The 12,137-nt window shown below is 53.1% G+C and carries 13 protein-coding genes and 1 tRNA gene; 1 reads left to right on the forward strand and 13 read right to left on the reverse strand.

The annotated features are described in order from the left end of the window. From BLW37_RS08515 to aspS, 12 genes are all read right to left on the reverse strand, one after another. A tRNA-Lys gene (locus BLW37_RS08515) sits at positions 1 to 76 on the reverse strand. A 134-nt stretch (positions 77 to 210) separates the two neighbouring features. After that, a complete protein-coding gene (ybgF, locus tag BLW37_RS08520; RefSeq protein WP_091341849.1) occupies positions 211 to 978 on the reverse strand; it encodes a tol-pal system protein YbgF in 768 nt (255 codons plus the stop codon). 25 nt (positions 979 to 1,003) lie between these two features. Continuing rightward, positions 1,004 to 1,543, reverse strand: coding sequence for a peptidoglycan-associated lipoprotein Pal (gene pal / locus BLW37_RS08525; RefSeq protein WP_091341852.1), 540 nt, complete (start codon positions 1,541 to 1,543; stop codon positions 1,004 to 1,006). 41 nt (positions 1,544 to 1,584) lie between these two features. Next, a complete protein-coding gene (tolB, locus tag BLW37_RS08530) occupies positions 1,585 to 2,934 on the reverse strand; it encodes a Tol-Pal system beta propeller repeat protein TolB (RefSeq protein ID WP_091341854.1) in 1,350 nt (449 codons plus the stop codon). A gap of 2 nt (positions 2,935 to 2,936) precedes the next feature. Beyond that, positions 2,937 to 3,845 carry a cell envelope integrity protein TolA gene (tolA, locus tag BLW37_RS08535; RefSeq protein WP_245785662.1) on the reverse strand — a complete coding sequence of 303 codons (909 nt, stop codon included), beginning with the start codon at positions 3,843 to 3,845 and terminating at the stop codon, positions 2,937 to 2,939. Beyond that, entirely contained in the window at positions 3,846 to 4,277 is a 432-nt protein-coding gene (gene tolR, locus BLW37_RS08540; RefSeq protein ID WP_091341856.1) for a protein TolR, read from the reverse strand. Beyond that, on the reverse strand, positions 4,277 to 4,963 hold the full coding sequence (gene tolQ / locus BLW37_RS08545) for a protein TolQ (RefSeq protein ID WP_091341858.1): 687 nt from the start codon (positions 4,961 to 4,963) through the stop codon (positions 4,277 to 4,279). The genes tolR and tolQ overlap by 1 nt, the downstream gene beginning before the upstream one ends. A gap of 665 nt (positions 4,964 to 5,628) precedes the next feature. Then, entirely contained in the window at positions 5,629 to 6,636 is a 1,008-nt protein-coding gene (gene ruvB / locus BLW37_RS08550) for a Holliday junction branch migration DNA helicase RuvB (protein ID WP_091341860.1), read from the reverse strand. 3 nt (positions 6,637 to 6,639) lie between these two features. Further along, positions 6,640 to 7,260 (reverse strand): Holliday junction branch migration protein RuvA, encoded by a 621-nt coding sequence (gene ruvA, locus BLW37_RS08555; RefSeq protein ID WP_091341862.1) that lies wholly within the window; start codon positions 7,258 to 7,260, stop codon positions 6,640 to 6,642. Between the two features lie 9 nt (positions 7,261 to 7,269). After that, the gene (gene ruvC, locus BLW37_RS08560) at positions 7,270 to 7,791 is read right to left on the reverse strand and encodes a crossover junction endodeoxyribonuclease RuvC (RefSeq protein ID WP_091341864.1); all 522 of its coding nucleotides are present in this window, start codon (positions 7,789 to 7,791) and stop codon (positions 7,270 to 7,272) included. A gap of 3 nt (positions 7,792 to 7,794) precedes the next feature. After that, positions 7,795 to 8,538: a YebC/PmpR family DNA-binding transcriptional regulator gene (locus tag BLW37_RS08565; RefSeq protein WP_091341865.1), complete on the reverse strand. Its 744-nt coding sequence runs from the start codon at positions 8,536 to 8,538 to the stop codon at positions 7,795 to 7,797. A 2-nt stretch (positions 8,539 to 8,540) separates the two neighbouring features. Next, on the reverse strand, positions 8,541 to 10,301 hold the full coding sequence (gene aspS, locus BLW37_RS08570; protein WP_091341867.1) for an aspartate--tRNA ligase: 1,761 nt from the start codon (positions 10,299 to 10,301) through the stop codon (positions 8,541 to 8,543). Between the two features lie 152 nt (positions 10,302 to 10,453). On the opposite strand from aspS, the gene BLW37_RS08575 reads away from it, so the two are divergent. Then, a complete protein-coding gene (locus tag BLW37_RS08575; protein WP_091341869.1) occupies positions 10,454 to 11,311 on the forward strand; it encodes a DUF72 domain-containing protein in 858 nt (285 codons plus the stop codon). 4 nt (positions 11,312 to 11,315) lie between these two features. Here BLW37_RS08575 and BLW37_RS08580 read toward each other — a convergent pair whose 3' ends face one another. Beyond that, complete coding sequence (locus BLW37_RS08580; RefSeq protein WP_091341871.1) at positions 11,316 to 11,999, reverse strand: class I SAM-dependent methyltransferase; 684 nt, start codon at positions 11,997 to 11,999, stop codon at positions 11,316 to 11,318. Positions 12,000 to 12,137: the final 138 nt, after the last annotated feature.

A 12,137-nucleotide genomic window follows, 5' to 3' on the forward strand; every position in this document is an offset into this window, starting at 1 on the left:
TGGTGGGTCATGATGGATTCGAACCATCGACCAATGGATTAAAAGTCCACTGCTCTACCAGCTGAGCTAATGACCCTCGCCGCGGACGCATATCTTACTGATTTCAGGCGTCAGTGCAACCAAAAAAACGAAAAAATGCCTCTTGCAGCTGCCAAACGCTTAAATTGAAAGCAACTTGCTGAAAATGACAACAGCACAGCAACTTTTTTCTTAATTCAGGCTATCGAGCCGTCCCTGTGCCAAACGAACCGCGGGAGCATTTGGATGTTGCTGTACAACCTGGCGGTAAAAACCTTTGGCGGCATTTACATTGTTCTCTCGCTCGGCAATTTGACCCAATTTAAACAACGCATCAGGCACCTTGCTGGAGTCAGCAAAGTTTTGCACGACCCGCTGAAAGTAGGTTTTTGCTTTGGACAACTCGTTATCACGCAGCACCAACTCACCGAGCCAATAATTGGCATTGGCCGCATAGACAGAGTTGGGGTATTGCTGTAAAAAACGCTCAAATTCGGCGATGGCTGCATCGTAACGCCGATCACGCAGTACCATCTGGACAGCACGATCGTAGGCATCATTCTCAGACACATCGGTAGAAAACGGGGTCGTTGCTGGCTCAATGCTGGTCTGCACCTGTGTTGCCACAGGTGCAGGTCCCGCAGCCATTCGACGCTCTATCTCTTGGTAGATATCACGCTGGCGTTGCACAATTTCTTCCAGTTGATGGCTGTGTAGCTCGGTTTGACCTCGCAGCTCAGACACTTCATCCAGCAACTGTTCCAGTTGCTGCTGCATCCGAAGTTGCGCATTGGCACGGGCTTCTACCACCCGCTCCAAAGCTTCCAGTCGCTGCTCAATACTTCCAGCAGCAGCGGTAGATACAGCACCCCGGCTACGGCTAATGTCAGACACCGGAGCGGGGTTGGCAACCGCAGCTGCAGATAACAGGCTAACCAGCACTATCAAGGATTTTTTCATTGCACAACGCTTCTCTTAGCAGGAATTAATACACCAATACAGCGCGACGGTTTTTCGCAAAGCCTGCTTCGGTACGTGACATATCAACCGGACGCTCTTCACCGTAACTCACAGTACGCATCTGACTGGCTGGTACGCCCAGGTTCTGCAGATACTGTACCACAGCTTGTGCGCGACGCTCACCCAATGCAATGTTGTACTCTGGCGTGCCACGCTCATCGGTGTGTCCTTCAATGGTTACACGAACCGATGGGTTGGTACGCAAGAACTCACCATGTGCCCGCAGGCTTTCTACAAACTCCTGGCGAATGGTTGAACGGTCAAAGTCAAAGTAAATGACATTTTCCTGGCGCAGTGCTTCCATCTGCTGACGCACACGCTCGGCTGGTGTTACCGCCTGATCAGCACGCTCCACTTGCACTGCAGCATCGCGCTCCATCTGAGCACGGCGTGCAGCTTCGGCCTCAGCATCTGAAACACTGGTTTGCGAGGTAGAACTACAGGCAGCCAGAGTCAGGATTGGCAAAGCGATCAAGATCCCCTTTAACGCGTGATGTACGTTCATAGCAACATATCCTTAGTAGATTGAATGATTGAATTTCATTGTTATAAAAATGGCGACCAGGCTGGTGATTTCACTTCACCTTGAGCAGCAGGTAACCGGGCTTTAAAACGACCATCCATAGATACCAATGCCAACACCTGTTTAGATCCGTGCATGGTGCTATAAATCACCATAGACCCATTCGGGGCAATGCTTGGGGATTCATCCAGGCTGGTGGTAGTCAGAACCTGCATAAAGCGGGTCTGTCGATCCATCCGGGCTATCTGGTAACGTCCTCGGGTACGATTCACCATCACAATGGACTGGCCATCCGGAGTAAAAGTGCCGGACAGGTTCATCTCACCTTCGAAAGTCAATCGCCTTGTAGTTCCAGTTTGTAAATTTACGCTATATAGTTGCGGATTTCCACCTCGCTCCGAGCTGAAGATAATTTCTTTGCCATCTGGCGACCAAGCAGGCTCGGTATCGATCGCACGATGGTTGGTGATACGGGTTAACTCTCTGCTGGCAATATCCATCACATAGATTTCCGGGTTGCCATCTTTCGATAGCACCATCGCCATTTTACGGCCATCCGGGCTCCAGGTGGGTGCGCCATTAATGCCGGGAGTGCTACTTAACACACTGCGACGGCCAGTGTAGATGTCCTGAATGACAATTTGTGCCTGACGCTGCTCAAAGGTGACATAGGCAAGCTTGGTACCATCCGGTGACCAGCTAGGCGACATCAAGGGCTCGCGTGAGCGCAGCAATATTTGCTGATTGGCACCATCGTAATCGGCAACCGCCAGTTGAAATGGGAACTCGGCATCACGCTGCACCAGTACATAAGCAATTTTGGTGAGAAATGCGCCGCGGGTACCGGTTAAGCGTTCATACACGATGTCACTGATGCGATGGCCAAATTGCCGAACCTGATTGCCGGTAATGGTGGTTTCCCGCGCTTCCAGTACATGCTCCTGACTTCTTACCAACTGGCCTTGGTTCAGCATTTGCCGGCTTAAACCTGCATTGCCTCTCACCACATCAATTAATTCAAACGACACCGTGTAGCGATCCGGGCCGGCCTCACGAATGGTACCAATCACCAGGTGTTCCACCCCTTCTTTGGCCCAGGCGGCATAATCCACATCACCGGCGCGATGTGGCTGTTGTGGCATTCGTACCGTCGGTATTGGATTAAACTGACCACTGCGCATCAAATCAGCCGCAATCACCTCGGTGATGGTTTCTGTTGGGCGATTTACGCCTTCAAAGCGAAACGGCACCACAGCAATTGGCCGAGCAGAATCAATGCCTTCGGTAATGACAATTTCCAGAGCACTGCGCGCCTGCAGATGAAAGCTCAGCAGCAAGATAAGGATGAAACTGTATCGGATAAAGGTTCTCATAATTAAAATTCTGGGATCACCGTTAAGTTAATATTGCGCAGTTGCTCAAACACATCCGGATCTTGCGACACCGGTAAGGTTCCTGCACGTTCGACTGCCCGCATGGCGGCATCACACACCACCTGATCACCATTGACCACACTGACATTGGTGACAAAGCCATTACTGGCCAAACGGATATTGATGCGACACTGTCTGCCACGCATCCGCTCATCGACCCGCAAATTTTGCTGAATGCGATCGCGGATCATGGCGGTGAAACGTTCTACTTCGGTCACCGTCTGGCGCTGCCGTGCAACTTGCCTGGCCTGAGATTCACGCTCTAACCGCTCTTGCAGCTCACGTTCTTGTTGTGCACGCAGCTGGGCTTCGCGTTCGCGTTGCTGGCGTTCAGCTTCTGCCCTCTGGGCGGCTTCCTGCTCCTGCCTACGGCGCTCAGCGGCTGCTCTGGCTTCTGCTTCGGCCTGCTGCCGCTGCTGCTCAGCCTGACGTGCCCGCTCAGTTTCTTGCTGCTGTTGCCGACGTGCTTCAGCAGCTGCCGCCGCGGCCTGACGCGCAGCTGCGTCCTGTTGTTGGCGTTGCTGTTCCAGCCGACGGATACGTTGCTCTTCTTCCGCCCGGGCTTGCTCAGCAGCACGGGCGCGACGCTCTAATTCGGCAATCCGTTGTTGCTCTGCACGCTGCGCTTGCTCGCGTTGCTCGCGCAGTTGCTGTACCCGCTGCTCGTACTGCTGCTGATCGATGGCCACCGCTTCAATCGGTGCCGATGGCGCAGCGGATGCAGTCGCCGTTACTGGTGTCGGCTGCAAACTTGGGCTTGGCGCAAAATTACTGGCTACCAGAATAAGCACAAAGCCGACATGGAGCAACAGCGACTTCTTTAAAGCTGTTTTAAACTCCGGCTGCATCATCTAGTTGCCCTCCCCCGGATCAGTCATTAGACCAACCGATGGTGCTCCCGCGTTTTTAAGTACATTGATTAAACGAATCACCGCATCATAACTGACGGTGTGATCGCCTTTAACAATGACCTGAGTGCCTGGCTCAATGGATAGCCAACTAGCAACTTCCACCACTAGCTCAGCCGAGGTATAAGGACCATGGGTTTCGGCGTCTTTTTCAAAGTAGTACAGGCCTGCAGCATCCACAGTAGCCACCAGCGGTGTTTTGCCATCGGTCATTTGCTCCAGCGGCTCAGCTGATGACTTAGGCAGTTCAACTTTCACCCCTTGCGTCAGCATGGGGGTGGTGACCATAAAAATAATCAAGAGCACCAGCATCACATCAATGTAGGGAACCACATTGATTTCAGCCATCATGCGACGCTTTTTACGGATGTACATCAGGCCGCTTCTCCGGTGGTATTCCCCGCCTGGCGGTGCAAAATATTGGAGAACTCTTCCACAAAGTTGAAGTAGCTGCTTTCAAGCAGTTCAACTTGATGCGAAAACTTATTATAGGCAACGACTGCCGGAATAGCGGCGAATAAGCCCATGGCCGTTGCAATCAAGGCTTCGGCTATACCAGGTGCCACCATGTTCAGGGTCGCTTGCTGCACCGAGCCTAACGCAATAAAGGAGTTCATAATACCCCAGACAGTACCAAACAACCCGATGTATGGACTGATAGAACCAACAGTGGCAAGAAAAGGTAAATGCGTTTCCAGTCGCTCTACTTCACGCGACAGACCAACCCGCATCGCACGCTGGGTGCCTTCCATCACAGCACCGGCCTGACGGTTGTTTTTGTGCAAACGGATAAACTCTTTAAAACCAGACTTAAACAAGGCTTCCAGCCCTGTGACCTGACCTCGGGCACTGACTTCGGTATAGAGTTTCGATAAGTCGATACCAGACCAGAACTTATCTTCGAAGCGTTTCGCTTCAGCGCTGGCCAGTTTTAACACTTTTCTGCGCTGAAAAATCATCGCCCAGGACACGATAGACATGCCCACTAAGGTTAACATCACGGCCTGCACAATAATTCCTGCTTCGAACAGCAAGCCTATAACTGAAATTTCACCGGACACTGGACATTACCTCTGAGAATTCAAATCTGGGATTGATAGTGGCTATTTAAGGGTGTACTCGCGCAGTGCCTATCATAGGGCAGCCATTTCGCGAACTCAACCGGTGCCAGACAAATGTTGCAAAATACTTTTCTACCGCCATTTCACTGACTTTGTAGTAAAAAACAAGTTCCTGCCATGCGTTCAAAAAACCTGAAAATGCGACCAGCTTCCACAGGTGCAATTCCGAGGCTTCAGTAAGCTTGCATGAATTATATTCTTACCATGCTGTGCACACTGCAGAGTATGCTTCGCCAGAATACAGCTGCATGTATGGCATACTAAGGATTGTTATACAGCATCTGGATGAACGCCAAATGAATGTTGCATTAGAAATTTTTATTCGAAACAAGCAATTTTTCTCGTTTGAAGTCTTTACTCTAACTCCCTAGAATACGCCCTGTGTTCTGAGCTAGCGCAAACCACAGCGATTCGCTCGCTGTTTTAGACCAGTTCACAGAGTGGTAGAGGCCGAATTTTCCCAGTTCACTTTATTGCTCGTAGATGTTCCCTGGATTTTATTGAAGCACTTCCTTCAACTTGTTGCATTCGCCCGCTCTATTGAGCGGGCTTTTTTTTATCCGTCGCCTTTCAAACTGAACGGGGGTTTGCGGTAGCAACCAGCTTTAGTTCTCAGGCAGATCAAAACCAAAATGCTGATAAGCACGCGGTGCTGCGATGCGACCTCGCGGAGTACGCTGAATAAAGCCCTGCTGGATCAAAAACGGCTCGATCACATCCTCGATGGTATCTTTCTCTTCGCCAATGGCTGCTGCCAGGTTATCCAACCCGACCGGTCCGCCCATAAATTTCTCAATAATGGCCAACAGCAACTTGCGATCCATGTAATCAAAACCTTCGGCATCCACATCCACCATTTGCAGCGCCTCGGCCGCTACTTGCAACGTGACTTCACCATTGGACTTGACCTGAGCGTAATCGCGCACCCGGCGCAGCAACCGGTTGGCGATGCGCGGTGTCCCCCGGGAGCGACGGGCAATTTCGGTAGCACCGGCTTCATCCAGTTCCAGATTTAAAAAGCCGGCTGAGCGCAGGATGATTTGTGTCAGCTCCGAGACCTTGTAAAACTCGAGCCGCTGCACGATGCCAAAGCGATCGCGCAGCGGTGACGTGAGCGCCCCTGCCCGGGTGGTAGCACCGATCAGAGTAAAGGGCGGTAAATCCAATTTGATCGAGCGGGCCGCCGGGCCTTCGCCAATCATAATATCCAGCTGATAATCTTCCATCGCCGGATACAGGATTTCTTCAACCACAGGGCTTAAACGGTGGATTTCGTCGATAAAGAGTACATCGTTCTCGTCCAGATTGGTCAGCAGCGCCGCCAAATCGCCGGCTTTTTCCAGCACAGGTCCCGAGGTAGTTTTGATGTTCACCTTCATTTCGTTGGCGACAATCATTGCCAGGGTGGTTTTACCCAGGCCTGGCGGGCCAAAGATCAACAAATGATCCAGTGGCTCATTCCGGCCCCGTGCCGCTTCAATAAAAATGGCCATCTGCTCACAGACATGCTGCTGACCGGTATAGTCCGCCAGCAGGCGCGGCCGGATCGCCCGATCGATGGCTTCATCTTCACGACTGGCGGTTGGCTGGATAAAACGATCGGCTTCAATCATGGTTTACATCATGCTCCTGAGGGCGGCTTTGATCAGAGCTTCACTGCTCATCTCGTCGGTTTTCACCTTTTGCACCGCTTTGCTGGCCTGCTGCTGAGTATACCCAAGGCTGACCAAGGCACCAAGTGCATCCTGTTCAGCCTGCTCAGTGGCTGTTAAGTTCGGCTTGATCGGGCTGATTTGCACCGTACTGAAAGCACTGTCGGACGAAGCCATGCCCCAGTCTTTGAGCCGGTCGCGCATTTCTACCAGCAAACGTTCGGCGGTCTTTTTGCCAATACCAGGCAGCTTCACTAACGTGGATAAATCATCCAGCTGCACGCAGCGCACAAAATCATCAGCCGTTAAACCGGATAAAATGGTCAGTGCCAGTTTAGGCCCCACGCCATTGGCTTTGATCAGCTGACGAAACAAGGCACGCTCGCTGGCGGTATGAAAGCCATACAGCAACTGCGCATCTTCGCGCACTACAAAGTGGGTGTAGATCACGCACTCCTTGCCAGGCTCCGGCAACTGGTAAAAGCTGGTGAGTGGCAACTGCACTTCGTAACCTACACCTGCTACCTCCAGCAATGCATCCGGTGCCTGTTTTTCCAGCAAAATACCGCGCAATCGTCCTATCATAGGTTGTCCTTATCGTAAGCGGCCACGCACTGTTTTGCGGGCCTGGCCAGCCAGGTTGATTAAGCTTTGCTGGGTATGTCCATGGCAGAGCGCCACCGCCAGCGCATCGGCCGCATCAGCCTGCGGTGTGCCGGGCAATTTCAGCATGGCTTTGACCATATGCTGCACCTGAACTTTATCGGCAGCACCAGTGCCAACCACCGCCTGCTTGACCTGACGGGCCGAGTACTCGAACACGGCCAGGCCGGCATTGGTGGCCGCCACTATTGCGGCACCACGGGCCTGCCCCAGCTTTAAAGCAGAATCAGCATTGCGCGCCATAAACACCTGCTCAATGGCAAACACCGTTGGCTGATGCTGCTGGATCAGCTCGGTCACGCCCTGGAAAATAATTTGCAAACGCTCGGCCAAATCGGCCTTGGGAAGACGAATGCAGCCGCTTGAGCGATACTCAAAGCGGCTGCCTTGTTGTTGCACCACCCCATAGCCGGTTAACAGACTGCCGGGGTCAATGCCAAGGATAATGGCCACGCCCTAGTCCAGGCTCGCCAGGATAGCATCGCTGATGTCGGCGTTATGAAACACGCTTTGCACATCGTCCAGATCTTCCAGCGTATCCAACATCTTCAGAAATTTCTTTGCCTGCTCCAGATCCAGCTCCACCCGGGTGCTGGGTACCTGCGTGATTTCCGCATTGGCCGGGGCAAAACCAGCCGCTACCAGCGCATCTTTGACATCGGAGAAAGTATCCGGTGTGGTCAATACATCGAAAGAGCCGTCTTCATGACGCTGTACATCGTCTGCACCCGCCTCAAGAGCCGCTTCCATCAGGGCATCTTCATCGGTGTCACTGTCATACGACAGCACGCCCTGCTTGCTAAACAAATAAGCCACCGAGCCATCCGTGCCCAGGTTGCCACCATTTTTGCTAAATGCATTGCGTACATCACTGACGGTGCGGTTGCGGTTGTCGGTCATGGTTTCAACCAGCACCGCCACCCCGTTGATACCATACCCCTCGTACAGCAACTCGTCGTAATTCTCACCTTCAGTGGCACCGGCACCACGCTTAATAGCACGGTCGATAGTATCCCGGGTCATGTTTTCCGCTAAGGCTTTATCCACCGCAATACGCAAACGCGGGTTGGAGCTTACCTCAGGGCTAATCCGGGCCGCTACCGTCAACTCCCGGATGATTTTGGTAAAAATTTTGCCTTTTTTGGCATCCTGTCTGGCTTTGCGGTGCTTGATATTCGCCCACTTGCTATGACCTGCCATGCTTACTCCTTTTTAAGCTCTATCATCAACTCCGCCAGCTGAGCCTGATTGGCCAGGCCTGGTGCATCAGTCAGAGGACAAGCCGCTGTGGTGGTTTTTGGAAACGCCATCACATCACGGATAGAGCTTGCACCGGTCATCAGCATCACCAGACGATCCAGGCCAAAAGCCAGACCAGCATGCGGCGGAGTACCGTACTTTAAAGCTTCCAACAGAAAACCGAATTTTTCGGCCGCTTCATCATCGCTGATACCAAGCAAACGGAATACCGTGGCTTGCATCACCGGGTCGTGAATACGAACCGAACCGCCACCCAGCTCGGTGCCATTAAGGACCATATCATACGCATTGGAGAGCGCTTGCTCCGGAGCCTGCTGCAGCGCCGCCGGGTCTGGGTTGACCGGCGAGGTAAAGGGGTGGTGAATGGCCATCAGTTGGCCATCGTCGCCCTGCTCAAACATCGGGAAGTCGACCACCCACAGCGGCTTCCAGCCTTGTTCCGTTAAGCCATGCTGTTCGCCCAGTTTCAGCCGCAGTGCGCCCATAGCTTCACAAACGACTGAGTAGCGATCGGCGCCAAAGAACAGGATATCACCGGCTGCAGCTTCGGTGCGGCTCAGAATGTCATTGACAATATCATCGCTTAAAAACTTGGCCACCGGCGACTGCACACCTTCGATGCCCTGGCCCACGGCTTTGACTTTCATCCAGGCAAGGCCCCTGGCACCATAAATACCAACGAACTCGGTATAACCATCAATGTCTTTGCGGGAAATGGCTTCTGCTTTGCCCGGCACTTTCAGTGCCACCACCCGGCCTTTCGCATCGTTGGCCGGGCCGGAGAAGACCTTGAACTCCACCTCTTTGAGCAAATCGGCTACATCCACCAACTGCATCGGGTTACGCAGATCGGGCTTGTCCGAGCCATACAAACGCATGGCATCGGCGTAGGTCATGCGGGGGAAATCGCCCAAATCGACCTGCAATTGTTGCTGAAACAGCTCGCGGATCATTTGCTCGGTCACCGCCATCACCTGATCGGCCGTCATAAAGGAGGTTTCGATATCAATCTGGGTAAACTCAGGCTGACGGTCGGCCCGCAAATCTTCGTCGCGGAAACACTTGACGATTTGGTAGTAACGATCCAGTCCCGACATCATCAACAACTGCTTAAACAGCTGCGGTGATTGGGGCAGCGCGAAGAACTTGCCTTTGTGGGTACGGCTTGGCACCAGATAATCGCGCGCGCCCTCCGGGGTGGCCCGGGTCAGCATGGGGGTTTCTACATCTAAAAAGCCATGGCTGTCCATAAAGTTGCGGACAAAGCTGGTGACTTTGGCACGAAACTTCAGCCGCTCAGTCATCACTGGGCGACGTAAATCCAGGTAGCGGTATTTCAGCCGCTGTTCTTCGCTGTTGTTCTGGTTGGAGTCCAGCGGGACTGGCGCAGCCTTGCTTAAAATCACCAGCTCACGGGCATAAACTTCCACTTCGCCGGTTGCCATATCCGCATTGACTTGCGAAGCAGGACGGGCCCGTACTTTGCCTTTGACCTGAATGCAAAATTCATTACGCAGCGTATAAGCCAGTTCAAACAGGGCTTTTTCATCCGGATCGCACACCACTTGCACCAGGCCTTCACGATCACGCAGGTCCAGGAAGATCAGACCACCCAGATCACGACGACGATTGACCCAACCACACAATGTAACCTCTGTATCTACCTGCAAAGCGGTTAACGAACCACAATAATGACTGCGCATGCATTCAATCCTTTCCAAAACTGTCGTGAAAGCCTGCATCGGAGGGGGAAAACCGGCAGGCCTAGCTGGGGGGACATTATAAAGAAAACAACAGCAATGTCACTGCCCGCAAGCTCTGCTATGATGGCATTTTTTCTCAGAAGGTCGCTGCCATGCTCTACCTTGGCTGCCCCATGTGGGCCAATGCCAGCTGGAAACACAGTCTGTTTAGTCCAGGCTGCAAAACCGCCGATTTTTTGCAGCAGTACAGCCAGGTGTTTAACACCGTGGAAGGTAATACCACCTTTTATGCCGATCCCAAGCCAGCAAGCCTGCAGCGCTGGAGCGAGCAAACCCCAAGGTCGTTTCGCTTTGTACTGAAGGTGCCTTCGCGTATCAGTCATCAGGCAGGGGCAGATGCTCAGGCAGAGCTTAAACACTGGTGGCAATCCCTAAAGCCACTGCATAGCCGCATCGGTCAGGTACACCTGCAACTACCTGCCACGGCCGGGCCAGAGCAACTGGCGTTTATTGCCGCAATGCTGGATACACTGGTCGCCGATGTGCGCTGCTGTGTGGAAGTGCGGCACTTGGCCTTTTTTGATAAAGCCGAACACGAAGTGCATTTAAACCGACTGCTGCGTGATTATCAAACCGAGCGGGTGGTCTTTGACAGCCGGTCCTTGTTTGCAGTGCCAGCCAGCCATCCGGCGCTTATCGAAGCGCAGCGCAAAAAGCCTCGTTTACCGGTGCATGCCATTTGCCTGACGGATGCACCCGTGGTGCGCTTTATCGGCTGCGATGATGCTGCCATTAACCGTCAGCATTACCAACCCTGGCTGGCTAAAATTCGCCAGTGGCTGGATGAAGGCAGAAGCCCTTATTGCTTTTTTCATACCCCGGATAATGCCTCGGCTCCGGAGCTCTGCCGCGCTTTTGTGCAGGATCTGGGGATAACGCATCCAGCGCTCGAGCCCTGGCCTGGCGAGCACAACCAATCGGCTGGCGGCATGCAACCAGAGCTATGGTAAGGCCTTAGCAGCTGATGGTGCTGGCGGCTGGTTTATGCAGCAACACCACATCGGGGCCATAAAACTCTAATTGCAATTGGTGTTCGCTGGCCAGCCAGCGGAAGCTGTTATCGGCGAAAAAGCTGATATGGGTAGGGTCGAGCGTATAATGCCAATTGGCAAAAGCGGCGTCGGTGGAAAGCCGCTTGGTCATCAACCCCAGCCAGCCTCCCGGTTTAAGCATGCCAATCAACTGGCTGAGCACCTGACCAGGGGCACTTAAATGCTCCACCACTTCGCTGCTGCAAATAAAGTCGTAGCGCTGTGCTAAACGCTCGGGCTGGTGGCAGTAGTACAGATCGTAATTAGCGCAGGCAAAGCCGGCTTCTGCAAACATCAGCGCCAGCGTTGGTCCCGGGCCACAGCCAAAATCCAACCCAACAGCACCCGGCGCAAGTTTCTGATGCATCGGTTCATACAAGCGGTTTAAAAATTTACGGTAGCCCGGATCATCCGGCCGGTTTTGGTGCTGATCGTACACGGCTTTTTCAGCCACGCTATCCAAATGAAAAACTGCAGGCACAAACACCAGAGCACAGGTGGCGCAGCGCCAGTAATCGCGGGGCAGTACCTTAGAGCGCTGCTCGCTATGATACAGCTGCGTGTGGTCGGATTGACACAGCGGACAAAGCGATGGCACGGTATTCATTTTTGAGTGTACTCAGGGAATGCCTGCATGGACCCTTGATTTGACATCGAAAACGGCTCGCTCTAGGCTGGTGGTAAGCAACAGGCGTTCAGCCTAACCGAACCGGCCTTGTCTGACAACTCGGCAGACACCTGCAGG

The organism is Alkalimonas amylolytica, from assembly GCF_900107845.1.
GTDB lineage: Bacteria > Pseudomonadota > Gammaproteobacteria > Enterobacterales > Alteromonadaceae > Alkalimonas > Alkalimonas amylolytica.